The sequence below is a fragment of the Hallella mizrahii genome, from assembly GCF_009695775.1.
GTDB lineage: Bacteria > Bacteroidota > Bacteroidia > Bacteroidales > Bacteroidaceae > Prevotella > Prevotella mizrahii.
In genome coordinates, this window is the sequence record NZ_VUNG01000006.1 from 82,472 (window position 1) to 108,005 (window position 25,534).

A 25,534-nucleotide genomic window follows, 5' to 3' on the forward strand; every position below is an offset into this window, starting at 1 on the left:
CTCGTACGTATTATATATTAGACAAAGAATGATCGATTCAAAAATATAACATTAACATAGAAAGGAATAAGAACATGATCAACTTTTCATTGCAAGGAAAAGTGGCACTCGTCACAGGTGCTGCTTATGGTATCGGAATGGCCATCGCAGAGGCTTACGCTGAAGCTGGTGCAAAGATTGCTTTCAACTGCCGCAGCCAGCACCATCTCGATCAGGCTATGGCTGACTATAAGGCCAAAGGCATTGAGGCTTTGGGCTATATCTGTGATGTGACCAAGGAAGACGACGTTAAGAAGATGGTTGCAGACATCGAGCAGAAGTTTGGAACCATCGACATTCTGGTCAACAACGCCGGTATCATCAAGCGAATCCCTATGACAGAGATGAGTGCTGAAGAGTTTCGCCAGGTCATCGACATCGATCTGACTGCACCTTTCATCGTTTCCAAAGCTGTCATCCCCGGCATGATCAAGAAGGGACATGGCAAGATCATCAACATCTGCTCAATGATGAGTGAGCTCGGCCGTGAGACGGTCTCCGCCTATGCAGCCGCTAAGGGTGGTCTGAAAATGCTGACACGTAACATTTGTTCTGAGTATGGCGAATACAACATTCAGTGCAATGGTATCGGTCCGGGCTATATTGCCACACCACAGACAGCACCTTTGCGTGAGCGTCAGGCCGACGGCAGTCGTCATCCTTTCGACCAGTTCATCGTGTCTAAGACGCCTGCTGGCCGATGGGGTACAGTTGAGGACCTGCAAGGTCCAGCTGTGTTCCTGGCATCCGATGCCTCTGATTTTGTCAACGGACATATTCTCTATGTCGACGGCGGCATCCTCGCCTACATCGGTAAACAGCCTAAGTAAGTCTGAACCATGGATGTCTTTAGCTATATTATCAGCTTAGGCGCATCGGTCATGATGCCGATCATCTTCACGGTGATCGGCTTGTGTATCGGCATGAAGTTCGGGCAGGCCCTCAAATCCGGACTCTATGTGGGTGTCGGCTTTGTGGGGCTGGGTGTGGTCACAGCCTTGCTGACTACCAACTTCAACGATCCGCTGAAAGCTATTTGTGACCTTTATCACCTCCAGCTCAACGTCTTCGACATGGGCTGGCCGGCTGCTGCTTCTGTTGCCTACAACACAGCTGTGGGAGCACTCATCATTCCGATCTGCCTGGGTATCAATGTGCTCATGTTGCTGACAAAGACAACAAGTACGCTCAACATTGACTTGTGGAACTACTGGCACTATGCTTTCATTGGTGCCGTGGCTTATTTTGTCATGGGTGAGAGCCTCGCCTGGGGCTATTTTGCCGCTATTGTGTGTTACATCATCACGTTGGTTCTTGCAGATATCACTGCCACGAAGTTCCAAAAGTACTATGATCTCGAGGGCATCAGCATTCCGCAACCATTCTGTCAGAGTTTTATGCCCTTTGCTGTCGTCATCAATAAAGCTCTCGACAAGATTCCGGGATTCTCCCGTCTCGACGTAGACGCAGAAGGTCTCAAGCGCAAGTTCGGTGTCTTCGGCGAGCCTTTGCTCCTCGGTGTCATCGTCGGTATTCTCATCGGAGTGGCAGCTCATTTCGACGTAAAGATGGTCTTGACTTTAGGCGTGACCATGGGTGCTGTCATGGAACTCATTCCCCGCATCACCAAACTGTTCATAGACGGCTTGAAGCCTATCTCTGTCAAGGCACAAGAGATGGTTGACAAGCGACTCCACGGACGTAAGGTGCACATCGGTATGAGCCCCGCGCTAGTCATCGGACACCCGACCACACTCGTTGTCTCGATTCTGTTGATCCCCACCGTGCTTGTCGTCTCCGTCATTCTGCCGGGCAATCAGTTCCTTCCGTTAGCCTCCTTGGCCGGTATGTTCTATCTCTTCCCGATCGTCCTGCCCTATACTAAGGGCAACGTAGTGAAGACATTTATCATCGGTCTTGTGGCTTTGATATTCGGCTTGTACTTTGTCACCGACATGGCACCTGACTTCACACTGGCAGCCAATGCTGTCTTTGAGGCCACCAAGGACAAAGCAGCGCAGATTCCTCAAGGTTTCACAGGAGGAGCGCTCGATTTCGCCTCGTCGCTCATCGGCTGGGTGATCTACAAGCTCACGTGCTATGTCCGCTATGTTGGTCCGGCCTCTCTGGTGTTGCTTACCTTAGCCCTGATGGTCTATAACCATAAGCAGATCGTCAAAAATGAAAAGTTGGCAAACAGCAACAAGTAAAGTTGGAAACAACAATATATAATAAGGTGTGTCAATCCATAAGAATGGCACATGTTCAATACTGTATTTGGAATAAGAAAATATGATGAAGAAGTTTATGATAGCGTTGTTTCTCTGTCTGGCAACAGTACAGGGCTTCGCACAAAATTGCAAAACCAATTTATATCCTATGAAGAGTGAAAATGCTTATACACACTATAATGTGCGCTATGCCACCAGTCCGGTAGATGCCAAGCACTATACCACAGACCGTCTGCGTCAGGAATACCTTATCCAAAAGGTCTTTGTACCCGGTGAGGTCAACTGGACTTATTCCCTCTTTGACCGTTTCCTCATTGGGGGAGCCGAGCCGACAACACAGCCTTTGACGCTGACGAGCATCGCACCGCTCTATACAGAGAAGACTACGGACAAAAAACGTTTGCTCGACAACCGTGAGATCGGCATCATCAACATCGGTGGTGACGGTACTGTGACGGTGGACGGCAAGAGTTATGACCTGAAATTTCAGGAAGCCATCTATATTGGCCGTGCTGACGCAAAGAACGATCATCAGATCGTGCTCAGCAGTAAAGACGCAACCAATCCGGCTAAGTTTTACATGAACTCAGCCTGTGCTCACCAGACCTACCCCACAAAAAAGGTGACACTCAAGGATGCCAACAACATCGTGGCAGGAAGTCTTAAGGAGAGCAATGCCCGTGTCATCCATCAGCTGATCATTGACGGTGTTGCCGGCGTGCGCACCTGCCAGCTTCAGATGGGTGTCACCGAGTTGCAAGAGGGTAGTGTTTGGAACACCATGCCTGCTCATACCCATCTTCGCCGCATGGAGACCTACCTCTATTATAAGGTTCCCGACGGCCAGCGTATCCTGCACGTCATGGGTGAGCCCAAGGAGACACGTCCCATGTGGCTGAGCAATGAAGAAGCCGTCATTTCCCCTTCATGGTCCGTGCACTGTGCAGCCGGAACCAGCAACTACACCTTTATCTGGGGTATGGCCGGTGAAAACCTCGACTACGGTGACATGCAGAAGGTGATGCCAAAGGATTTTGAATAGAATAGAAAGGCACATTCCACCTATTTTTGAATAATAGATTCATTTGAAACAAACAATGTTCCCATTCAGAAAACACATGAATCGACTTCTCAATCAGCAATACCAACCACTACAATCCACAAAGTTAGCAGCAGTTGGCGTGTCTTTGCTGTCATTTGTCCTGCTGATTCCGTCTACTACTCTTTCTGCAGAGCCTCGCTCCGAAACTCAGGTGAAGGTGCTGACCTTCCATAACCCTTCATCATTCCAGCGCGATGAAGTCGTGGAAGTCAAGGGCTGTGAACTCTGCAAAGCATTGGGAGTGAAGGCCGGAACATCCGTTGTCGTCAAAGACAAACGAGGCAACGAGGTGACTTCTCAGTGGGATCATGACGGCAACCTGCTGGTCGACGTCTTTGTTCGTCCGATGTCCACAACGACCTATACCGTTGCCGTGGGTCAGCCCTCGAAATACCGTCAATGGGTCTACGGCCGTCTCGTCCCGGAACGTAAGGATGATATAGCGTGGGAAAACGACCGCGGTGCCTATCGCATCTATGGTCCGGCACTGGAGAAGACCGGCGAACGCTCGTTTGGTACGGACGTATGGGTGAAGAACACCCCCGATCTCGTCATCAACGACCGTTATGCCGGTGATGAGAAAGGCGTATCCTATCATGTCGATCACGGCACGGGCTATGATCCCTACGATGTAGGTCCTACGCTCGGCTGCGGTGCGCCGGGCTTGCTTATCGACGGCAAGCTCAAGATGCCTTACTGCTGGAAGACCTACAAGATACTGGACAACGGGCCACTACGCTTCACCGTCGAGGTGAGCTATGGCAATGAACATCGCATCATCAGCCTTGACAAAGGCAGCAACTTCAACCGTATGACCGTCTGGTATGACCAGTTGCCTGCCGGTGCACGCCTCGCCACAGGTGTCGTACTCCATGACGCAGACTCTACTACTGTCGTCTTGGGCAAAGACTACGTGCAGTATGCCGATCCCACTGACAACATCTATGCCAACAACTGCCAGGTGTTTGTCGCCACACTCTTCCCTGATGGTGTCGACTCCACCTTTGTCTTGCCGCTCGATCATCCCGATAAGATCCGCTATGCCCACGCCTTAGGTACGCGTCCGCTGAAGAGCGGAGAGCGTTATACCTACTACTTCGGCTCTGCCTGGAGCCGCTATGATGTTCGCACCCAACGTGAGTGGCAATTGCGCATCGACGAGACACTCGAGTCACTGCGGCATCCTGTGAACTACATGTTCTCAAAGTAAAATACTACTGTTTTCATAGACATTCATTCTTCCATGAGTTCTGACCTTATACTTTAATGGTGAGGTCAGAACTTTTTGTATGTGTTATACCCGACACACAAAAAAAAGGTGCCCTTGCCTCACGGCAAAAGCACCAAGCAAACTTAAACAACCAATAAAAGAAATAGATTGTCCTTGCTTATCGGATGAACAGAAGCTCGCGATACTTCGGCAGCGTCCAAAGCTCGTCGGCAACTACCAGCTCCAGCTTGTCGATCTGATAACGGATCGGCTGGAACTTCGACTCCACGGTGTCATGGTAGGCGACAGCCTTCTCGCGGGCATCTTCTATCTTATTAGCGACCTTACGGGCATTGACAAGGTCTTCTACACCCTTCTCAATGATGGAGGTACGCTCAGCAATTTCCTTAATGATCTTCAGGTTGCGCTCACTGAGTTTCTTGCCTTCCTCAGCTCCGAAGATGTCCATCATGTTCTCCACATTCTTGGCCAACTGGCTCTGATAGTGAGTAGCTACCGGGATGATGTGGTTCATACTCAGGTCTCCGAGTACACGAGCCTCGATCTGAAGCTTCTTGGTATAGGTTTCCCACTTCACTTCGTTACGTGCTTTCAGCTCGTTCTCCTTCATCACGCCCATCGACTCAAACATCTTGATGCTTGCATCGTCGAGGTAGCGGTCAAAGATCACGGGGCAGCTCTTCTCGGTGTCCAGACCACGTTTCTCAGCCTCAGCAACCCATTCGTCGCTGTAGCCGTTGCCGTCGAAGTGGATAGGAGCGCAGGTCTTGATGTCAGAACGCAACACGTCGATGATGGCAGAGAACTTGTCTTCGCCTTTGGCAATGATAGCATCGACACGCTTTTTGAAGTCTGTCAGAGCCTCAGCGACAGCAGTGTTCAGTACGATCATGGCGCTGGCGCAGTTAGCCTCAGAGCCTACAGCACGGAACTCAAAGCGGTTGCCGGTGAAAGCAAATGGAGAAGTACGGTTGCGGTCGGTGTTGTCGCGCATGATATCAGGAATCTCAGGGATATCAATCGTCACGCCCTCTTTGCCCTTGATATTGAACAGGTCTTTCTTGTCAGCTTTCTCGATATGGTCAAGAATGTCAGAAACCTGCTTGCCAAGGAAGGAAGAGATGATTGCTGGAGGTGCTTCGTTGGCGCCCAGACGGTGAGCGTTGGTAGCACTCATGATAGAAGCTTTCAGCAGACCATTGTGCTTGTATACGCCCATCAACGTCTCGACGATGAACACCATGAAGCGAAGGTTGTCCTCAGGAGTCTTGCCTGGACCGTGGAGCAGGATGCCCGTGTCGGTAGAAAGACTCCAGTTGTTGTGCTTACCGGAACCGTTGATGCCGTCGAAAGGCTTTTCGTGAAGCAGTACCTGGAAGCCATGCTTGCGGGCAACCTTCTTCATCAGGCTCATCAACAGCATGTTGTGGTCGACAGCCAAGTTTGTTTCCTCGAAGATAGGAGCGCACTCAAACTGGTTAGGAGCGACCTCGTTGTGACGTGTTTTGCAGGGAATGCCAAGCTCCAAAGCCTGAATCTCAAGGTCTTTCATGAAGGCCTGAACACGCTCGGGAATGGTTCCGAAGTAGTGGTCGTCCATCTGCTGGTCCTTGGCAGAGCTGTGGCCCATCAGTGTGCGGCCTGTCAGCATAAGGTCAGGACGTGCGGCATAGAGATCCTCGTCGACGAGGAAGTACTCCTGCTCCCATCCCAAGTTGCTGATACACTTCTTCACGTCGGGATAGAAATAATGACAGACATCGGTAGCGGCAACGTTCACGGCGTGGAGCGCGCGCAGCAGAGGTGCCTTGTAGTCCAGAGCCTCACCGGTGTACGAAATGAAGATCGTCGGGATACACAGCGTGTCGTCGATGATAAACACAGGTGATGTAGGATCCCAAGCAGAGTAGCCACGTGCCTCAAAGGTCGAGCGGATACCGCCGGAGGGGAAGCTGGATGCGTCAGGCTCCTGCTGTACGAGCAGCTTACCGGAGAATTCCTCAATCATACCGCCCTTGCCGTCATGCTCGATAAAAGCGTCATGCTTCTCTGCCGTTCCCTCTGTCAGAGGCTGGAACCAGTGAGTATAGTGTGTGACGCCATTCTCGTCGGCCCACTGCTTCATGCCTGCTGCCACTGCATCGGCAATGCTGCGATCGAGCTGTGCACCGTTGTCGATAACATCAATAAGTTTGTCATACACTTTCGACGGAAGATATTTGTACATCTTCTGACGGTTGAACACTTTCTTGCCGAAGAATTCTGAAGGACGCTCTACCGGTGAGATGACCTCAACGGGCTTTCTGCGTGATGCCTCAGCGACGGCATCAAATCGTAAACTAGTCATATTTCTTAATGTTGATGTTAAAGTTCTTTATAGAGGTGGTGCCTCGCTGAGGAGGTCACCACGTTGTTTTTTGTTTTTATTAGCAGGCTGTTCCTGCTGTCGGTTGTGGGTTATGGATGCAGTGTGAAGCCGAAAGTGAAGTAAGCCTTCTGAGTGCTGGGGTTGGCATAAATGCCGGCGAAAAGTGGAACAGAGAAGGATTTGGTGATCTCGATGTCCTTGCAGGCCTTCAATCCTATGTTGGTGACTGCGAACCCGTTGGCAGTTGCGTAGAATGAGGTACTGAAAGGTACGGCACCTACTGTGGCGGTCCAGTCAAGAGAAGCCAGTTTGAATGGTGCGGCCAACTCTAAATAGGACGAGTAGGCTCTGTCTCCGTCTTTGTTCACTCCATCGTTTCCTGCGAAGTTGGTATACCAGTTGACAGCCAGCGGACCGAAGTCGTAACCGATGTTTCCTTCAAACACATGGCTCGTCTCGTGAGCCTTGTAAGCGAAGTACTTGTCGTTGGGCGAATTAAACCAGTAGTCTGTCACCCCAATGTGGAAGCCTCCTGTCGTGTAAGTAGCAGTGAGATCCAACTCTTTGGTGTCGTCTTTGTCAGACAAGCCCACGTTGCCCCATGCAGATAGAGAAAACCCTTTGTAAGCTATGCCCAGCGTTGGCTGGATGCTCACGTCGCCTAAGTCTTGTCCACGCCAGATATACTGGTTGACAACATCGGTACTGATCGTACCTTCTACTTTGTCCTGAGCCTTGCAGTGAGTGCTGTCATGGCAATGGCAGCCAGACACATCATTCTTCTTACCTTTTTCATAACGACTTATTTTTAATTGTTCATATTTTGGCAGTACGATCCTGAAAGACAGTCTGCCGTTTTCTCTCACTTGCGTTTCTCTCTGTTTCCTCTTCAAGACCGATGTCTTTCGACATGTGGGTCTCTCTCTGCATTTGCAGTTTCTTGCTGCCTCTCGCGGCTACTGCTGCATTCCAGATATATCTTACTTCTTCAGTGACCACTCGGCGATGCGTCGCATAGCCTCACGCACGTCTTCACGGTTGCCAAAGGACGTCAGGCGGAAATATCCTTCGCCGCTTGGTCCGAAGCCCACGCCCGGTGTGCAGACAACACCGCATCCGTAGAGCAGCTGCTCGAAGAACTTCCAGCTGTCCATGCCGTCGGGCGTCTTGACCCACAGATAAGGAGCGTTGACACCGCCATAGACCTTATAGCTGAGCTTGCTAAGCGTCTCGCGCATGATCTTTGCGTTCTCCATGTAGTAGTCTATGGTCTCTTGGATCTGTTTCTTGCCCTCTGGTGTGTAGATGGCTTCGGCGGCGCGCTGGCTGATATAGCTTGTTCCGTTGAACTTCGTGCTCTGTCGGCGATCCCATAACTGATTGAGATTGACGCGTTGCTTGCCGTCAACGGTCACGGCTGTCAACTCTTTCGGGATGATCGTGTAGCCGCAACGTACACCGGTGAAACCAGCCGTCTTGCTGTAGCTGTGGAACTCTATCGCGCATTTGCGTGCTCCCTTGATCTCATAGATAGAGTGGGGGATCTCCGGATCGGTGATGTATGCTTCATAAGCGGCATCGTAGAAGAGGATGGAATCATTGCGCAGTGCGAAGTTCACCCACTTGCGAAGTTCCTCTTTCGGAAGCACAGTACCTGTCGGATTGTTGGGGTAGCACAAGTAAATCATGTCCACGTGACGGTCAGGAATCTGTGGTACGAAGTTGTTGTCTGCCGTACATGGGAAATAGGTGACGTCTGTCCATTTGCCATTTTCGAAGACTCCTGCGCGTCCGATCATCGCATTGGAGTCGACATATACGGGATAGATAGGATCCGTAACGCCGATGTTGTTGTCCCAGCGCAGGATTTCCTGAATGTTTCCGGTGTCGCTTTTTGCGCCGTCGTTGACGAAGATCTCGTTGAGATCAATGTGGATACCTCTTGGCAGGAAATCGTTTTTCTGAATAGCCTCGCGCAGGAAGTCGTAACCTCTCTCCGGTCCATAGCCACGGAAAGTGGCCTTGTTGGACATCTCATCCACAGCTTTGTGCATAGCTTCGATGACCACAGGAGCCAACGGCCGCGTCACATCGCCGATACCCAGGCTGATTACCTTGACCTTGGGATGCGACACCTTGAAGGCGTTGACCCTTTTGGCAATGTCGGCAAACAAATAGTTGCCGGGTAATTTCAGGAAGTGTTCGTTTACTAATGCCATATTCTTAAATTCCTTTTATGTTGTGTGTTAAGTTTGTCATTATCGTTTTCTATGTCTCTCAGCATGTCTGCCTATTTATCTTCCGGCAATTCTATGTCGCCCTCAAAGGCGAAAGCAGCCGGTCCGGTCATATATACATGGTTGTCGTTCGGACTCCATGTGATGTCGAGATCGCCGCCGTCCATGGCGATGACAGCGTGTCTGCCACAGACACCGAGCTTTGCGGCGGCTACGGCTGTGGCGCAAGCACCTGTGCCGCAAGCCATGGTGATGCCGCTGCCCCGTTCCCAGACACGGGTGCGAAGCTTGCCTTCACCCACAAGCTGTGCAAACTCAATGTTGCATCGCTGTGGGAAGGCTTTCTCTCTCTCCAATAACTTTCCTAACGTTGTGATATCCATGTGCTGTACATCGTCCACGAAGATGACGTAATGTGGGTTGCCCATACTCACAAAGAGACTCTTGGGCTTTCCGTCTTCTGTCCGTAGGACGTGGTCAGACAAGGCTTTGACGCTGTTCAACTCGTCGGGTGTATGCCCGGTGAATTGCTCTTTGACATCAAAGGCAGGCTCTAACATATCTACTGTGACACTCTCCACTTTTCCAGCTTTCAGATGCAGGCTGAGGATCTTCACACCGGAAAGCGTCTCCAATCTGATCGTAGTCTTGTCGGTGATACCTTTCTCATAAAGATACTTGGCGATGCACCGGCTTGCATTTCCGCACATCATAGCTTCAGAACCGTCGGCATTGAAGATGCGCATCGCGTAGTCGGCTTTCTCCTCGTCCTTCGGTTTACCAATAAGCACCAGTCCATCGCTGCCAATGCCCGTATGCGGCTTGCTCCATGCGATGGAGGCTGCGCTCGGATCGGGGATACTATATAATAAGGTGTTGACGTATATATAGTCATTACCAGCCCCGTGCATCTTTGTGAAGTGAATGGTCTTTGACATAATGAAGCAATTTATTTCTTATTGATTGACTTAATGTTTTGAATACGCTGCAAAGTTAATACAAAAAGATAGAACCGCAAAGAAAAGCACGACATTTTTTAGAAACTTTTTCTATGAAAGTGTTAGATTGTAATGTCTGAAGGCGAAAATCATTACAGTTTATCAACGAAACCGGCATTTCGGAAGACTTTTTGCAAGCAATTAAAAAATAACACTAACAAAAAGAGCATTGTTTGTTGTCTGTATAAACAAATTGTATTAACTTTGCACCCGAAAGATTACATTACGTAAGCAACCATTAGTTTAACCATAAAGAAAGGTAAGTTATGAAGAAGATTGAAGCGATCATCCGTAAGACTAAATTTGAGGATGTAAAGGAAGCATTGCTTGCCGCCGACATCGAATGGTTTTCCTATTACGATGTCCGTGGTGAGGGAAAGATGCGCCAGGCCCGAATCTATCGTGGCGTGATGTACGATACGAGCAGTATAGAGCGTGTATTGATGAATATCGTGGTGCGTGACAAGAACGTCGACAAGACCGTCAAGGCCATCACCGACGCCGCCCGCACAGGTGAGATCGGCGATGGACGTATCTTCATCATACCGGTTGAGGACACCATCCGCATCCGTACTGGTGAGCGCGGAGACATTGCCCTGTATAACGCAGAGCAGGAGAAATAAGGCTTCTGCACGCTTTCTTTCCTATATAAAGAAGGTGTATGCAATAGAGAGAACATAGAAACACAATTAGGGTAACAAAAAATCAATCGTATTATGACAGTTCAAGATTTAAGCATTTCCATAGATACCGTATGGATGCTGCTTGCAGCCATGCTCGTATTCTTTATGCAACCAGGTTTCGCCTATTGTGAGGCGGGTTTCACCCGGCGTAAAAACACCACAAACATTCTGTTCAAGAACTTCGTCGACTTCATGCTGGGCTCAGTGCTTTTCTGGTTTGTCGGTTTCGGCTTTATGTTCGGTTCTGATGGTCAGGGCTTCATCGGCATGCCCAACTTCGGCGATCTCTCTTTCTACCACAATGCCAACGGTTTGCCTACAGAGGGTTTCCTGATGTTTGAGACCGTATTCTGTGCCACGTCAGCTACCATTGTTTCCGGTGCCATGGCAGAGCGTACGAAGTTCAACATGTATGTTGTCTATTCGTTCTTCATTTCTTTGATCATCTATCCTGTCGAGGGTCACTGGACCTGGGGTGGCGGCTGGCTTTGCAACGCTGCTGACGGCAGTTTCATGATGGACACCTTCGGTCATGCGTTCCACGACTTTGCCGGTTCCACGGTTGTGCACTCTGTCGGTGGTGTACTGGCTTTGGTGGGTGCCATCTTCCTTGGTCCCCGTTTGGGCAAGTACCGCAAGGACGGCAAGAGCAACGCTATTCCGGGTCACAGCCTGACGCTGGCTTCTCTCGGTGTGTTCATCCTCTGGTTTGGCTGGTTCGGTTTCAACCCGGGCTCTCAGCTGGCAGCCAGTGGTCAGGTCAACCGTGAGGCCATCAGCCACGTGTTCCTGACAACCAACATGGCAGCCGCCTGTGGCGGTCTGGCAACCATGTTCCTCACCTGGCTGAAGTATGGTAAGCCATCCTTCTCATTGACACTGAACGGTATTCTTGCCGGTCTGGTAGGTATCACAGCCGGTTGCGACTGCGTGTCAGTAGTGGGTTCTATCATCATCGGTTGCTGCTGCGGTATCGCACTGCCGTTTGCCGTTGAGTTCATCGACCAGAAACTTCATATCGACGACCCTGTCGGTGCCAGTTCCGTTCACTGGGTCAATGGTGTTCTCGGTACTTTGCTGACCGGTCTATTCTCCACCAGTGAGGGTGCTTTCTATGGTCACGGCTTCGGATTCTTCGGTGCAGAGGCCTTCGGCGTTCTTTGTGTAGACGCTTGGGCAGCCGCCTGCGGTATTGTACTCTTCTGGACGATCAAGCACACCGTTGGACTCCGTGTTGACAAGCGCGTGGAGGAAGAGGGACTTGACATCTATGAGCACGGCGAGAGCTGCTACAACGGATAGTTTCCACTTAACTCTAATACTTGAAGACTTCAGCCTCCCTTCGGGGAGACCGAGGTCTTTCCATCGGAACCCGTTTCCAAAGATCATCGGAACCCGTTTCCAAACTTTGTTATCATTACAACTCATTATTCATCAACTGATTCAAAAAGATTCTGTGTAAGTAACCATCAAGACAAGGACAGAAGCAAACGAATAGTAAAACAACTCAACCATTATGATTGATACAGGAAATACAGCGTGGATCACCACTGCCACTATCTTAGTGATGTTTATGACCGTTCCGGCCCTGGCATTGTTCTACGGTGGCCTCGTACGTTCAAAGAACATCCTTAGCATTCTCATGCAGTGTCTCATCTGCACTGCCGTGGGCAGCATTCTCTGGGTAGCCATTGGCTACAGCTGGGTATTTGGTACCAGTCTTCAGGGTACGGCTTTGGGAGGCGTGATCGGAGGTTTCGACAAGGTCTTTCTCCGTGGCGTGACCATTCACTCGGTGTTGGCGCCGGCCCATATCCCCGAGTTGACGTTTGTACTCTTCCAGTGCATGTTTGCCGTGATCACTCCTGCGCTGATCATTGGTGCGTTTGCCGAGCGCATGCGCTTCTCGGCTTTTCTGTTGTTCACGATTCTTTGGTCTGTCATCGTCTATTATCCCATGGCCCACTTCGTCTGGGGTGGTGGTTTCCTTCAGCAGATGGGAGCCATAGACTTTGCCGGTGGCACAGTGGTACATATCAATGCTGGTGTCGCTGCCTTGGTGACCGCTCTGATGCTGGGGCGTCGTACCGGCTATCGTCCGGGGCGTCCTATACCAGCCACCAACGTTCCCTTTGTGTTCATCGGTGCCGCCATGCTGTGGCTGGGATGGTTTGGTTTCAATGCAGGCAGCGGTCTGACCGCCGACGGTCTTGACGCCAACGCTTTCCTTGTCACTCATCTGGCAACAGCAGTAGCCGCCGTCACGTGGATGACGATCGACTGGATTCACAGCGGCCGTCCCACCTGCGTGGGCATGTGCACGGGTGCTGTGGCTGGCTTGGTGGCCATCACGCCGGCAGCCGGCAGCACGGACGTACTTGGAGCTATCTGTATAGGACTCATCACTTCCATGATCTGCTACTTCATGGTGGCCTTCGTGAAACGAGTCTGCGGCTACGACGACGCACTCGACGCTTTTGGCGTGCACGGCATCGGTGGTATCATCGGTTCTGTTCTGACCGGTGTCTTTGCCACCAAAGCGGTGACCGGTGGGGTCTGTGGCGCACTCTATGGCGACTGGCATCAGCTGGGTGTGCAGCTCATCGCTACAGTCTTCGGCATCGTCTTCAGCGGTGTGCTGACATGGATCATCTTTGTCATCATCGACAAGACGGTCGGCATGCGTGTTGACGCTCGTGTGGAGGAAGAAGGACTTGACATCTACGAGCACGGAGAATCAGCATATAATCTCTAACTGAAAAACACAGCTCCCTCGGGCATCGTCACTCCGGTGACGCTTGCTCTTGGGAGTTTCAACGTATACATTCACAAAATTAAAAGCTTTTACAACCATGTGTGGAATAGTAGGAATTTTCAACATTCAGGAGCAGACTCCTGATTTGCGCCAAAAGGCGTTGCGTATGAGTCAGAAGATCCGTCATCGCGGACCCGACTGGAGTGGTATATACACCGGCAGCTCAGCCATCCTCTGTCATGAGCGACTGAGCATTGTAGACCCAGAGAGCGGTAAGCAGCCACTGTTCTCGCCCGACAAGAAGGAAGTGCTCGCCGTGAACGGTGAGATCTACAACCACCTCGACATCCGGTCGTCTTTCCCCGACTATGCTTTTCAGACGGGCAGCGACTGCGAAGTGATCCTTGCTCTGTACCGTCAGTGGAAGGAGGCAGCGCACTCACTGACATCGGCCGAGTCCTTGCATGCTTCCATCGTCCGCATGATAGAGAAGCTCAGTGGCATCTTTGCCTTTGCGCTCTATGATGCCGAGGATGGCTCATTCCTCGTAGCCCGCGACCCTATCGGCGTGATACCTCTTTATATAGGTTACGATCCTGACGGCAAGGTATATGTCGCCAGTGAGTTGAAAGCACTGGAAGGACAGTGCGATCATTACGAGCCGTTCCTGCCCGGTCACTACTATTGGAGCAAGGATCCGGGCATGAAGCGCTATTATCACCGTGATTGGATGGAAGGAAAGACTCGCCCCAAAACTGCCCTGTCTTACGGTCAGGCCGTAGAGGAGATCCGTCAGGGACTGATGTCGGCTGTGAAGCGTCAGCTGATGAGCGACGTGCCTTACGGCGTGTTGCTCTCCGGCGGACTGGACTCGTCGGTGATCTCTGCCATTTCCGAGCGCTTCTCTTCCACACGTGTTGAGGAAGGCGGCGAGACACGTGCCTACTGGCCACGGCTTCACAGCTTTGCAGTCGGCTTGAAAGGTGCGCCGGACTTGGCCAAGGCTAAGCTTGTCGCGGACTATATCGGCACCGTACACCACGAGATCAACTACACCATTCAGGAAGGTCTTGACGCCATCCGCGACGTGATCTATTTCATCGAGACCTATGATGTGACCACCGTGCGTGCTTCTACGCCGATGTATCTCCTGGCCCGTGTCATCAAGTCGATGGGCATCAAGATGGTGCTCTCGGGCGAGGGTGCCGATGAGATCTTCGGTGGTTATCTCTATTTCCACAAGGCTCCGTCGCCGGAGGAGTTCCACAAAGAGACCGTGCGCAAGCTTTCCAAACTCTATCAGTACGACTGTCTGCGTGCCAACAAGAGTCTGGCAGCGTGGGGCGTGGAGGGTCGTGTGCCCTTCCTCGACAAGGAGTTCCTGGATGTAGCCATGACGATAGATCCGAGCTATAAGATGTGTCCGGGCAAGACCATCGAGAAGAAGGTGGTGCGTGACGCGTTCACCGACATGCTCCCCGAGGAAGTGGCATGGCGTCAGAAAGAGCAGTTCTCCGACGGCGTAGGCTACAGTTGGATCGACACCTTGAAGCAGATCACCGCTTCAGCCGTCAGCGACGAGCAGATGGCGCACGCTGCTGAGCGCTTCCCGATCAATCCGCCGCGCAACAAAGAGGAGTATTACTATCGTTCGATCTTTGCCGAGCACTTCCCCAGCGACTCTGCCGCCCGCTCAGTGCCCAGCGTGCCGAGTGTGGCATGCTCCACTGCTGAAGCCCTCGCTTGGGACGAAGCCTTCAAAAACATGAATGAGCCCAGCGGACGTGCCGTCAAAGATGTGCACGAGGACGTTGAGTAATCGTTGTTGTATAGTTGCAGGATTATTTCCTTCAAAAGTAAGATTCGTTTTCAAGGATACATACGTAAAAGAGGCTGCATCCGTTAGGCTGCAGCCTCTTTCTTATGGTCTATAGCCATGAGCAAGCTTTACCCAGCTTTGCTTAGTCTTCTTATACTTGTTTCGTTTTCAGTCCTAACGCCTTAGCTTTCTCCTGCAACAGTGCCATGAGGGGCTCGCGCTCGTTGGGTACGGTGTTGTCGAGTACAGCCTGCTTCAAAGCTTGTTTGAGCTGTCCTACCTCTCTTGAAGGCTTCAGGTCGAACATCTCCATGATCTCATTGCCGTCGATGCAGGGCTGCAGCAGACGCTTGTAGTCCTTCTCTTTCAGATCCGTGATCTTCTCACGCACCATGCGGAAGTTCTCCAGGAAGCGCTGCTTGCGTTGGCTGTTCTTGCTGGTGATGTCGGCTTCGCAGAGCATCATCAGGTCGTCGATGTCGTCGCCAGCATCATTGACCAGTCGTCTGACGGCACTGTCGGTGACCTCTTCGTCGGCGATGACAATAGGCCGCATGTGCAAGTCCACCAGTTTCTGCACATATTTCATCTTCATGTCCATCGGCAGCTTCATGCGCCGGAAGATCGCCGGCACCATCTTGGCACCTACATAGTTGTGGTTGTGGAAGGTCCAGCCCTGCACGTCGTCCCACCGCTTGCACTTTGCCTTGCCGACATCGTGCATCAGCGCAGCCCAGCGCAGCCAGAGACGGTGGTCGTCGAGATGCTGAAGGTCGGCTTTCCACTCCTCTTTTTGCTTTTCGTCGGCATCCTTATCCTGGAGTTTCTCCACAAGATAGCTCCGGCGCTCGTCCTGTCGGCGACAAACGTTGTCGAGGACTTCGAGGGTATGGTAGAAGTTGTTTTTATGTGCACGGCCCTTGCGTGTCTCCACATTGTCGAGTACGGTGAGCTCAGGGAGAATCAGCGTGAGCAGCCCCGCACGGTGCAGGTCCACGAAGCCACGGCTGGGTTGGTCAGCGAGAATGATCTTGTTGAGTTCCTCCTCGATGCGCTCTCCACTGATGATCTTCAGCCGTTCGGCGTTGCGTGTCAATGCGTCGAAGGTCTCGTCTTCGATATAGAACTTCAACTGTGTGGCAAATCTCACGCAGCGCATCATGCGCAGCGGGTCGTCGGAAAAGGTAATGTCAGGGTCAAGGGGCGTGCGGATGATGCCGTCCTCCAGGTCAGCGAGTCCGTCGAAAGGATCGACGAGCTCGCCAAATCGGTCGGCGTTGAGACAGACGGCCAGCGCGTTGATGGTGAAGTCGCGCCGGTTCTGGTCGTCCTCCAGCGTGCCGTCTTCGACATGCGGCTTGCGGCTGTCGTGGCTGTAGCTTTCCTTGCGTGCACCGACAAACTCCACCTCTGTGTCGTGGTATTTGACTTGTGCAGTGCCGAAGTTGCGGAATACACTCAGATGGGCGGCTCGTCCGAGCCGGTTCTTCAAAGTTTGTGCCACATCGATGCCGCTTCCGACGACGACCACGTCGATGTCGTTGGATGGTCTTTCGAGGAAGAGGTCACGCACATAGCCCCCTACAACGTAGCACTCTACGCCCAGGCCGTCGGCCACTTCCGATATAGTGTGAAAGATTTTTTTGTCGAGCAGCATAGCCAGCTCGTCGTCACTCAGCATTCTCATAATTTTCGTTTTAAGGTACAAAGGTACTGCAAACCGAATACAATACAAAAAAAAAGAATCAGAAAATTCGTTTTTTTTATATCTCACACGGAGACATAGGGACACAGAGAAGGCTTTGCCTTGTAAAGTATAAGTCTGTTACTCTGTCTTTTCTTGTTAACGCTCCGCTATGCGGAATAAAGAATATAACCGAATATCAAGAATACATATTTTCGATATTCGTTCATCATCGTCCTGACTTCGTCAATGCGTCACCCTGAATCGAGAATAAGTTTTTGGAAAATAGTCACGTACAGACTTTAGCTCCCCATGGAGCTATGGTGCTGAGGTGATGGGGGACAGCCTTACGAGCAAGCTCGTCGGCTGCCCCCCATCACCTCAGCACCACCCCCTACGGGGGACAAAGCCTGCCCGTGACGAAAATCGCTATCGCGTAAAATTGCGCAGAGCGCATAAAATATTCAGCACCCCCTAAATCTGCTCACAATTATTTTAGAAAGCCCTGATGATATCGTCGTGGTAATAATAACGCTCTATCTGTGCTTTGGGCCATGCATTCATGTAACGCGTTTTACTTTTACGTTTTACTTGCAAACGACTATTCAGCCGCTTTATTTTATGCGCTTGCGCAATTTTATGCCTTGGCAATTTTCTTCATGTATAGGCTTTGACCCCGAAAGGGGTGAGTCTCAACCAGTGGGATAGCCGTCGAGCTTGCTCGTAAGGCTATCCCGCTGGTTGAGACTCAGAGCTCCTCATGGAGCGTAAGCCTGTACATGATTTTCTTTTTTCTTTATCATCTGGAGATGCAAGGCAATATGAGTCAGGACAAAGACATTGACTGTCTGCCGGGCTGTTAAGGAGGGATATCATTCCATCATTCGGAATTTCGTCACCATCAATTGCTGAATTAAGCTTATAACTAACTGATAATCAATGATGGCACTTCATCCAACCAAAGATGTGATGAAGTCAGGATGAATATAACCGAATATGTATTTTCGATATTCGTTCATCTTCGTTATTCCATCGAAGATGGAGCATTCAACTTCAAGACATTGCATCTTCGGCCAAGAACGCGAAGAATCACACCTTCCCGCTCTTTTCGCATGTACTTTCCTCTCATCTCACACAGAGTCATTCCCGTTTTTCCTCTCACACAATCGGAAATCCTCACAAAGAATAGGGATTTCCCTTTGCGACTTTGAGGTCTATCTCTTAATTTTGCAACCATCAGATAGAAATCTAAATCAACCATTAAAAGCATAAGACCATGAAAGAACGTATTCTCTCTTCTGCCATTGTGGCCCTGGGCATCGTCTTGCTCGGCATCTTTCTGAAAGCCGGTATGGACAACTTCACAGAGAAAGACCGCAAGGTCACCGTGAAAGGACTCGCCGAGAAGGAAGTCAAGGCCGACAAGGTGACGTGGCCGATTATCACCAAGGAGATCGGCGACGACCTGCCCGAACTCTATGACCGTATCGCTGCCAAACAGAAGACCATCCGGCAGTTTCTGCTCTCCAATGGCATCCAGCCCGGCGAGATCAGCACGGGAGCACCGAAGGTTATCGACATGAACGCGGAGCAGTATTCGGGCAACGACAAGCCTTACCGCTACAATGTCACGGCGGTGATGACCGTCACCTCGACGCATGTCGACCAAGTGCGCCAGATCATCGCACGCCAAGGTGAGTTGCTCAAGCAGGGCGTTGCCGTGGTGGCAAGCGACTACGACGCGGCCAACTGCCTGAGCTATCAGTTGACTTCATTTAAGAAAATGAAGCCGAAGATGATGACCGAGGCCATTGAGAATGCTGAGCAGACGGCGCAACAGTTTGCCAAGAACAGCCATTCCAAGCTCAACAAGATTGTCAGTGCCGACCAAGGACAGTTCTCCATCGATGACCGAGACGTCAACACGCCTTACATCAAGCGAGTGCGTGTCGTCACCACCGTCACCTACTCGTTGAAAGACTAATCATCAGGCAAAGCACAACTTGTTGAAGAAACTGACAAAAAAACGGCTCTGAGACGGCGATTTTCAGAAGCAAGTCGTCCTTTGCCCGGATTTTCGCGATTTTCAGGGAGTTTTTGATAACACCCTGACTAACAGCAAGATATCGACACTTTGACGAATTGCATATCACAGAAGAGGCTCTTTGACAGGATATTCTTGAAAGAAATTCCTGTCAAAGTACCCTTTTGATGCAGTCATCTCAGTTGTTTTACCCGGTCATCTCAGTTGTTTGATAAGGTCATCTCAGTTGTTTGATGAGGTCATCTTACTGTTTTGACAGCGGCATCTTCGTTTTTCCGTCTTTCAAAGCCACTTTTCTGCCATTTTCACCATTGTGGTTTCTCTAGATTGCATCTTCGGAATGAAGTTGTTTTGTCAACACATTTCAATTCTAAATCACCTTGTCTGTGTTCCAATCACTACTACGTCTTTCTGAAATTCCAAAAGAAAAGAGCATACCGGCAGACAATATTCAGGATAGGAACACGTTATATTACAATTAGGCACTGGCAGCCACGACATGCTCATCGAGCCACCATTGATGTTCCTTGTCACCCAACTGTCCATTGCTCCTCAAAAAGTTTTATAGAAAATTATATTATGCGGCAAATCATCAACCATTTTACCGACGACGACCTATACAAATTCACAATGTGCTGTGCAGTGATCGACAACTATCCACGCGCATGGGTGAAGTATGAATTCAACGACCGTGACAACACCGTCTATCCCAAGGGATTTGCCGACCTCGTCATGGAGCAGGTGGGGTATCTCGAAAAGCTCACCATCACCGACGAAGAGATTGCCTTTATGCGGCGTAAATGCTATTATCTACCCGACTGGTTCTTCATCTATCTGCGCGGCTTTCGTTTCAGTCGCAAGTGGGTTCACGCCTGGCAGGACGAGAACGGGCATTTGCATATAGAGTTTGAAGGCGTTTGGGCAGAGACGATCTTGCTGGAGGTAAAGGTGCTCGCCATCGTTTCAGAACTGTACTATATCGTGTGCAACGAAAAAGACAAGTTTGACTATGACGCATATTACCATAAAACTTACCACAAGGCAGAGCGTCTGCTTGAGGCAGGATGTACCTATTCCGACTTTGGCACACGCCGCCGTGCGTCGTTCCAAGCCGAGGACACAGTGGTCAAAGCCATGAAAGACTGCCAGAAAGCGCGGCATTGGAAAGGCAGATTCGTAGGGACAAGCAACGTCTATCTCGCCATGAAATACGACCTTACCCCTGTAGGCACCATGGCGCACGAGTTCATAGCAGCCATAGGAGGTATGTACGGCCCACAGATGGCCAACCACATCGCCATGAATGCCTGGAGACATACTTTCAATGGAGCACTCGGCACATATCTCTACGACACCTTCGGGTGGAATATCTTCTCTCTGAACTTCTCCGAAGATTTTGCCAACCTCTTTAAGGGTCTGCGTGTCGATTCCGGCGATAACATAGAGCAACTGCAAAGGATCTGTGCTAAATACCGGAGCTTAGGCATCGACTCCAAGTCGAAGCAGGTCATCTTCTCCAACGCTCTCGACACCAACCGAGCCATTGCATTGCAGAAAGTAGCAGAAAAGTATGTGCAACCCTCGTTTGGCATCGGCACGCATTTCACCAACGACTTCGACAACATACGCCCGATGAACATCGTCATCAAACTTGTAGCTGCCAAGATCACTGAGTCGTGGCCATTCTACAACGATACCTGCAAGATCAGTGAAGACAGTGGCAAGCACACCGGCAACCCACAGGTGATCAGACGATTCATGGAGGCGCTGCACCTTTGAAAGGTAAAAAAGTAAAAAGTTACTTCATTCATCCATGGGAGTCCTCTACGACATATCCCTACCATTGTACAACCCCATGTCTCTCTGTCCTTGTGAGGCTAAGGTCTCACAAGGACAGAGAGACATGGGGTCATTCATAGTGTGTCCCCCTCCGGGGACATGCAACTAAGTAAACACCTGTTGATGTTTTAAATACCAGTTGCTGTTTTCGTCAAAATTTTATTATTTCACAATTATCTTTTTACCGTTGACAACGACAATGCCTTTGTAGTGCTCATCGACTCGCTGACCTTTGAGGTTGTAGCGGATATTTGTTGGAACTGTAACGGTTGTAGCATTCGTTGGTCTTCGGATCCCGGTCGGTGTACCAGAATCCCCACCAAGTGTTTTGTGTTCCGCTGCCATATTCGAGTACCTTTTTAGGAGCCAAGAGCGGGTGCAGTGCCGCTTTGAGTTCAGCGCCTTTCTTGCCTTTCAGCGTCTGTGCGTACTTGATGAGCTCAGCGCAGCTGATGGCGTGCGTAGAAGACAAGCCGCAAAGAAGTAGTGCAGCCGCGAGAAGGTAATGTTTTAATATCATGTTGTTATGGATATTACTTTTTTACCTTTTTTACTTTTTTGCTCATTCGTCGAGTATCGGCAGCAAAGTGGCATCGTCGCCCTCTTTCACGAGCGGATTGACATAACCCAAACTCTTGAGCTTGCCTTCACCACTAATCGTGAACGCGGGTGCGCCGGTAGGTTCACCGCCAACCATGTTGTAGAAATAGAGGTGATAAGTTCCTGATTTCTGCGTGCCGATGATGAGATAGTCAAATGACGAGCTGCCCGCGAAGTAGCGGTTGCTCACAAAGGTAATCTTCTCGTCGGCAGGAATCCCCTGCAGCGAGAGTTGCTTCTCAGCCTCTTCCTGTACGAGATTATAACTGTAGAGCTTGTTGTCGTCGACAGCGTAGCCGATAGTTGCCGTACGGCTGTTGAAGGCACGCAGGGAAGCCTTGGCAAAATGACTGTCAGGACTGATGGCGCGCACACTGCTGATGGTGGCTTTCGTCATGGCGCAGTCGATGGCATAGAGCAGTTTCTTTGACGCGTCGTTGTTGTCCTGCAAGAGAAAATAAGTCTTGCCGCCGGCAGCCTCGCAGAAGCCACAGTCGAGACAAGTCGCCTGCAGGTTAGTAGCCTCATAGCCGGGGACGGCAGAGATGACAGGCATCGACGTGCCGTTGTAGTCGAGTGCCTCGATGCTGTGTGCGGTAGAACTCCAATAGCAGATGGCGTAGAAGCTAGCGTTGCCGCCACTGGCCACATGCACGCTGGCAGGATCACCGTTGGCAAAAGCAAAGATGCCGGTGGAACCCGTGTAGCAACTATACACGCCGTTGCTGGTCAGATAATAGATACTGTACCATCCTCTCACGGTACGATAAGGGATCTCACCCTTCACCGGATCGTAGTGGGCGTTGGCAGGACTGACGACTGTTCGTCCGTCCTGCAGGCTCATGAAGCGCATGCTGTCGGCTTCTGTGGTGAGGCAGAGCATGTTCGCACCGGCGGGATTGCCTTGTGCGTCGACATAGCTCATGTTGTAGATGACATCCATGCAGCGTGGCGCTCCCGGCATGGCTTTGCCTTGATAGGTCTGGAGCACGTTGCTGACCAGCGACTTCTTTGAGGGATTGTAGAGATCGAGATCGGTGTTGCCCTCGCTGTTCTCCTTGAGCACATAGAAGCCCTCGGCCAATGCCGATGCCGTGTTGAGTGCCGTGACGAAGTGCTGGCTGTAGCCGGTAGACTTCGAAGTGACCGTGTAGATGAGTTTATAGTTGCCGTCGGGCAGACCCACTGGCATGTCAAGGTCGCGGTTGTGACTGAGCGTGTCGGCCTTGGGATAGGTCGTCGTGTTGGTGTTGGGATCGTAAGTACTCTCCGTGCCTTTGGAAGCGAGATAGTAAGTCCACAGATATTCCAAGTCGTTGTCGTCGAAAGAAGAACTGATCTGCGGCTTGATGACAAGCTTCTCGCTGCTGTAGGAAGCAATGCTATAGCTCTCAGCGATGCCCGAGAGACGGATGAAGGTCTTTCCCGGTGTGCCGTAGGTGGAGTCGTCGGAAACGCAGGAGGCGAGTAGCGTCAGCACCATGGCTACGGGGAGAAGGATATGTTTGAAGTTCATAAACGTCGATGTTTTTATGTATGAAACAGTTGGGAAGACAAGCCTTTAGAAGCCACCGGCGAAGTCAACCAGTGTGCCGTCGGCTTCTTTCAGCGGATCTAAGCCTTGCGCGGCGCGCTGCTGGTTGAGGGCGTCGAGCTCTTTCTGTAACTTGTTTTGATAATAGCGCATCAAGTCTTGGTTGTTGCTGATGCTGTTGATGTAGGCGTCATCCCAGTTCTTGCCGGTATGATCGATCATGAACTGGTGTTTCACCTTGCCCCAATTGCCGAACCAATACCACATCAGGCTGCCGAAGTCGCGCCATACCGATGGGCGGCTGAGCTCGTTGGTGATGGTGATCTGCATGGAAGCCTGAGTGAAGTAGCCCACTTGGAAGTTGACATTGGGCTTCAGCGCCACGTTGAGGATGAAGGTGGCGGTGTCAAGTGTCTCGTCTTTGAGCAGGATGATGGGCACTCGGGCATAGTTCTTTCCTGCGGGCACGGTGAGGTAAGACTTCATCGCCTCGTCGTCGAAGCCTACGTAGTGCTTGCCAGGTATGGCGTCGTGGTTGCCCGATGTGATCTGTTGCAACTCAAACGGACGGTTCTCATTGGAGAGCTTGCCCATGGTGTTGAGCTGTATCCACGCGGTATCCTTCGTTTTTCCTTTGCTGAAGACAAAGGAGTAGTTGACCACACCGCTGGTGTATTGAGTGTAGTCGAAGTTGAGCCTTGCCTGCGGGTCGCTGTACGTGGGCAGATCCTGCTCACAGGCAGAGAAGGCAGCGAGCAGTATCACCGCAGAGAGAAAAACAAATATCTTTTTCATGTCTTAGCCTATTTAGTGGTGGAAGAGGTGCCGCTGGAGGCGGCATTAGGGTCGAACTCGGTGTTGGGCAACGGCAGCACATACTGAGCTTCCTTCATCGGTGCAGTGCCGAAGAGCATCCATGTCACGCCCCAACGCTTGTAGGCATAGAAGGTTTGACCCTCGCCATAGAACTCGCGGGTGTATTCATATTCGAGTTCCTCTTTGACGGCATTGAGACTCTTGAAGTCGTCGGTGATGTTGACATTGTGCGACTGCATGTAGGTCTTGTACAGACTGTTGGCCTGCGCGAGATCGTCGGTGCTCTCGATGGCGATGAGATAGAGCTCGGAAAGACGCAGCATCGGCATGAGCTGAACCTTGGTCAACAGCGTGTTGTAGCGCGCGGATGTGTTGTAGTATGCCGTGTTGTAGAAGTATTTCGTCAGAGTCGGCACCTTCTTGCCCGAAGCGTTGTGGGCGTCGTGGTTCCAAACATAGAGATAACGGTTGTCGCTGGTGGTGTTGCGGCCGTTGTAGAGCTGCTTGTCGAGCATGTTGGTTGTGATATGCAGCGAGGAGCCCTCGTCGACGGCCAAGCCTCCGTTGCCCAACAGCGAGAATGCGTAATTAGAGAGCTTGCGGTTGCTCAGGGCGAAGACGCACTCGTCGGGCAGGGTCGCATAGGAGGTCAGCGAGCCATCGACAGTGATGCCGAGATCCTTGTTGCCGGCAAGTGTCATGAACGGCTGACCGTTGACCTGGGCGTTGATCACTGCCATGGCATCGTTGTAGGCCTGCTGGCGGTTGCCGACGTAGAGGTCGAGGCGGGCGAGGACACCCTTCACCGCATAGTAGTTGAGCCGGAACTGACGGTAGGTCATGAAGTCGTCGTCGAGTTTGGCAGCGTCGGTGCCTTGTTGGTTGAGGGCATCGATGCTGTATTTGGTGATAGGATCAGAAAGCTTCAGCAGGCTGTCGGCCTTGTCAAGATCGCGGTAGAGCATCTTAACATAGCTATTGAAGTCGTACCAGGCTGCCAACTCATGGATGTCGGACTTGGTGGCGTAGGGCAACTTGACGGCCGTGCCCTGCTGCTGTGGCATCTGTCCGAAGAGACGCAGCACGTCGAACTGGCAGTAAGCGCGCAGGGCGAGAGCCTCTCCCTCCATGACGTTGCGGGCATCGGGATCGGTGATGGCACCGTTGTCGATATGTTGCAGGATCTTGTTGGCCTGAGCCGTGACATTGAAGAGCCCGCCATAGATCGCTTTGATGGCACTCTCTGCGTCGGGCGAAGTATAGAAGTGGCTGTGGAAAGCATACGCTTCGGGCATCTGAGTCTGGTTGGGTGCGTCCCACAAACAAGCCAGACACTCCACGTCGGTCATGGTCAGCCGTTCGCCATAGAGGTCTGTTCCCGCCATCGTGCTGTAACATCCGGCAAGTGCGTCCTTGAAACCCTGATAGGAAGTGAAGAGGTCTTTCTCCCGATCCTCAGTCTCCGGCTTCACATCGAGCCAGTCAGAGCAAGAACCCAAGAGTGTTGCCAAGGCGAGAAACAACAGGGACCAATGAAAATATCTTGTGTTCATA

At 51.2% G+C, this 25,534-nt stretch carries 19 protein-coding genes; 10 read left to right on the plus strand and 9 right to left on the minus strand.

The features are described 5' to 3' along the window. The first annotated feature begins 74 nt into the window (after positions 1–74). The 4 genes from FYJ73_RS04295 to FYJ73_RS04310 all read left to right on the plus strand — a co-directional run bounded on the left by FYJ73_RS04295 (position 75) and on the right by FYJ73_RS04310 (position 4,582). On the plus strand, positions 75–869 hold the full coding sequence (locus FYJ73_RS04295) for a gluconate 5-dehydrogenase (RefSeq protein ID WP_154533476.1): 795 nt from the start codon (positions 75–77) through the stop codon (positions 867–869). A 9-nt stretch (positions 870–878) separates the two neighbouring features. Beyond that, positions 879–2,249, plus strand: coding sequence for a PTS galactitol transporter subunit IIC (locus tag FYJ73_RS04300; RefSeq protein WP_154533477.1), 1,371 nt, complete (start codon positions 879–881; stop codon positions 2,247–2,249). 85 nt (positions 2,250–2,334) lie between these two features. Then, on the plus strand, positions 2,335–3,312 hold the full coding sequence (gene kduI, locus FYJ73_RS04305; RefSeq protein ID WP_154533526.1) for a 5-dehydro-4-deoxy-D-glucuronate isomerase: 978 nt from the start codon (positions 2,335–2,337) through the stop codon (positions 3,310–3,312). Positions 3,313–3,388: 76 nt separating this feature from the next. Beyond that, positions 3,389–4,582: a DUF4861 family protein gene (locus tag FYJ73_RS04310; RefSeq protein ID WP_154533478.1), complete on the plus strand. Its 1,194-nt coding sequence runs from the start codon at positions 3,389–3,391 to the stop codon at positions 4,580–4,582. A gap of 178 nt (positions 4,583–4,760) precedes the next feature. On the opposite strand, the gene FYJ73_RS04315 is transcribed toward FYJ73_RS04310, so the two are convergent. The 4 genes from FYJ73_RS04315 to dapF form a co-directional block, all read right to left on the minus strand. Further along, positions 4,761–6,950, minus strand: coding sequence for a glutamine synthetase III family protein (locus FYJ73_RS04315; protein WP_154533479.1), 2,190 nt, complete (start codon positions 6,948–6,950; stop codon positions 4,761–4,763). Positions 6,951–7,060: 110 nt separating this feature from the next. Next, positions 7,061–7,744 (minus strand): hypothetical protein, encoded by a 684-nt coding sequence (locus FYJ73_RS04320; protein ID WP_336509571.1) that lies wholly within the window; start codon positions 7,742–7,744, stop codon positions 7,061–7,063. 207 nt (positions 7,745–7,951) lie between these two features. Then, positions 7,952–9,190, minus strand: coding sequence for an LL-diaminopimelate aminotransferase (locus tag FYJ73_RS04325; RefSeq protein WP_154533480.1), 1,239 nt, complete (start codon positions 9,188–9,190; stop codon positions 7,952–7,954). Positions 9,191–9,261: 71 nt separating this feature from the next. Beyond that, entirely contained in the window at positions 9,262–10,146 is an 885-nt protein-coding gene (dapF, locus tag FYJ73_RS04330) for a diaminopimelate epimerase (RefSeq protein ID WP_154533481.1), read from the minus strand. A gap of 326 nt (positions 10,147–10,472) precedes the next feature. Between dapF and FYJ73_RS04335 the strand changes: the two genes are divergently transcribed. The 4 genes from FYJ73_RS04335 to asnB all read left to right on the plus strand — a co-directional run bounded on the left by FYJ73_RS04335 (position 10,473) and on the right by asnB (position 15,463). Next, positions 10,473–10,829 (plus strand): P-II family nitrogen regulator, encoded by a 357-nt coding sequence (locus FYJ73_RS04335; protein ID WP_154533482.1) that lies wholly within the window; start codon positions 10,473–10,475, stop codon positions 10,827–10,829. Between the two features lie 93 nt (positions 10,830–10,922). Further along, entirely contained in the window at positions 10,923–12,191 is a 1,269-nt protein-coding gene (locus tag FYJ73_RS04340) for an ammonium transporter (protein WP_154533483.1), read from the plus strand. Positions 12,192–12,405: 214 nt separating this feature from the next. Beyond that, the gene (locus FYJ73_RS04345; protein WP_154533484.1) at positions 12,406–13,644 is read left to right on the plus strand and encodes an ammonium transporter; all 1,239 of its coding nucleotides are present in this window, start codon (positions 12,406–12,408) and stop codon (positions 13,642–13,644) included. A 97-nt stretch (positions 13,645–13,741) separates the two neighbouring features. Then, positions 13,742–15,463, plus strand: a complete 1,722-nt coding sequence (gene asnB, locus FYJ73_RS04350) for an asparagine synthase B (protein WP_154533485.1) — start codon at positions 13,742–13,744, stop codon at positions 15,461–15,463. A gap of 151 nt (positions 15,464–15,614) precedes the next feature. Here asnB and FYJ73_RS04355 read toward each other — a convergent pair whose 3' ends face one another. Then, positions 15,615–17,150, minus strand: a complete 1,536-nt coding sequence (locus tag FYJ73_RS04355; RefSeq protein WP_154533486.1) for a CCA tRNA nucleotidyltransferase — start codon at positions 17,148–17,150, stop codon at positions 15,615–15,617. Positions 17,151–18,423: 1,273 nt separating this feature from the next. On the opposite strand from FYJ73_RS04355, the gene FYJ73_RS04360 reads away from it, so the two are divergent. Both FYJ73_RS04360 and pncB read left to right on the plus strand, forming a co-directional pair. Next, positions 18,424–19,131 carry an SIMPL domain-containing protein gene (locus FYJ73_RS04360; protein ID WP_154533487.1) on the plus strand — a complete coding sequence of 236 codons (708 nt, stop codon included), beginning with the start codon at positions 18,424–18,426 and terminating at the stop codon, positions 19,129–19,131. Positions 19,132–19,770: 639 nt separating this feature from the next. After that, a complete protein-coding gene (gene pncB / locus FYJ73_RS04365; RefSeq protein ID WP_154533488.1) occupies positions 19,771–20,970 on the plus strand; it encodes a nicotinate phosphoribosyltransferase in 1,200 nt (399 codons plus the stop codon). A 274-nt stretch (positions 20,971–21,244) separates the two neighbouring features. Here pncB and FYJ73_RS04370 read toward each other — a convergent pair whose 3' ends face one another. Genes FYJ73_RS04370 through FYJ73_RS04385 form a run of 4 tightly spaced genes read right to left on the minus strand, consistent with a single transcriptional unit; the run spans position 21,245 to position 25,533 of the window. Further along, positions 21,245–21,550 carry a hypothetical protein gene (locus tag FYJ73_RS04370; RefSeq protein ID WP_154533489.1) on the minus strand — a complete coding sequence of 102 codons (306 nt, stop codon included), beginning with the start codon at positions 21,548–21,550 and terminating at the stop codon, positions 21,245–21,247. Between the two features lie 42 nt (positions 21,551–21,592). Further along, positions 21,593–23,146, minus strand: a complete 1,554-nt coding sequence (locus tag FYJ73_RS04375) for a PKD-like family lipoprotein (RefSeq protein ID WP_154533490.1) — start codon at positions 23,144–23,146, stop codon at positions 21,593–21,595. A 45-nt stretch (positions 23,147–23,191) separates the two neighbouring features. After that, positions 23,192–23,959: a DUF4843 domain-containing protein gene (locus tag FYJ73_RS04380; RefSeq protein WP_154533491.1), complete on the minus strand. Its 768-nt coding sequence runs from the start codon at positions 23,957–23,959 to the stop codon at positions 23,192–23,194. Between the two features lie 8 nt (positions 23,960–23,967). Further along, positions 23,968–25,533: a RagB/SusD family nutrient uptake outer membrane protein gene (locus FYJ73_RS04385; protein ID WP_154533492.1), complete on the minus strand. Its 1,566-nt coding sequence runs from the start codon at positions 25,531–25,533 to the stop codon at positions 23,968–23,970. Position 25,534: the final 1 nt, after the last annotated feature.

Bases quoted from the DNA above. Each gene is read 5' to 3' on its own strand.
- FYJ73_RS04295 (WP_154533476.1), top strand. From the start codon at position 75: ATGATCAACTTTTCATTGCAAGGAAAAGTGGCACTCGTCACAGGTGCT.
- FYJ73_RS04300 (WP_154533477.1), top strand. From the start codon at position 879: ATGGATGTCTTTAGCTATATTATCAGCTTAGGCGCATCGGTCATGATG.
- kduI (WP_154533526.1), top strand. From the start codon at position 2,335: ATGAAGAAGTTTATGATAGCGTTGTTTCTCTGTCTGGCAACAGTACAG.
- FYJ73_RS04310 (WP_154533478.1), top strand. From the start codon at position 3,389: ATGAATCGACTTCTCAATCAGCAATACCAACCACTACAATCCACAAAG.
- FYJ73_RS04315 (WP_154533479.1), bottom strand. From the start codon at position 6,950: ATGACTAGTTTACGATTTGATGCCGTCGCTGAGGCATCACGCAGAAAG.
- FYJ73_RS04325 (WP_154533480.1), bottom strand. From the start codon at position 9,190: ATGGCATTAGTAAACGAACACTTCCTGAAATTACCCGGCAACTATTTG.
- dapF (WP_154533481.1), bottom strand. From the start codon at position 10,146: ATGTCAAAGACCATTCACTTCACAAAGATGCACGGGGCTGGTAATGAC.
- FYJ73_RS04335 (WP_154533482.1), top strand. From the start codon at position 10,473: ATGAAGAAGATTGAAGCGATCATCCGTAAGACTAAATTTGAGGATGTA.
- FYJ73_RS04340 (WP_154533483.1), top strand. From the start codon at position 10,923: ATGACAGTTCAAGATTTAAGCATTTCCATAGATACCGTATGGATGCTG.
- FYJ73_RS04345 (WP_154533484.1), top strand. From the start codon at position 12,406: ATGATTGATACAGGAAATACAGCGTGGATCACCACTGCCACTATCTTA.
- asnB (WP_154533485.1), top strand. From the start codon at position 13,742: ATGTGTGGAATAGTAGGAATTTTCAACATTCAGGAGCAGACTCCTGAT.
- FYJ73_RS04355 (WP_154533486.1), bottom strand. From the start codon at position 17,150: ATGAGAATGCTGAGTGACGACGAGCTGGCTATGCTGCTCGACAAAAAA.
- FYJ73_RS04360 (WP_154533487.1), top strand. From the start codon at position 18,424: ATGAAAGAACGTATTCTCTCTTCTGCCATTGTGGCCCTGGGCATCGTC.
- pncB (WP_154533488.1), top strand. From the start codon at position 19,771: ATGCGGCAAATCATCAACCATTTTACCGACGACGACCTATACAAATTC.
- FYJ73_RS04370 (WP_154533489.1), bottom strand. From the start codon at position 21,550: ATGATATTAAAACATTACCTTCTCGCGGCTGCACTACTTCTTTGCGGC.
- FYJ73_RS04375 (WP_154533490.1), bottom strand. From the start codon at position 23,146: ATGAACTTCAAACATATCCTTCTCCCCGTAGCCATGGTGCTGACGCTA.
- FYJ73_RS04380 (WP_154533491.1), bottom strand. From the start codon at position 23,959: ATGAAAAAGATATTTGTTTTTCTCTCTGCGGTGATACTGCTCGCTGCC.
- FYJ73_RS04385 (WP_154533492.1), bottom strand. From the start codon at position 25,533: ATGAACACAAGATATTTTCATTGGTCCCTGTTGTTTCTCGCCTTGGCA.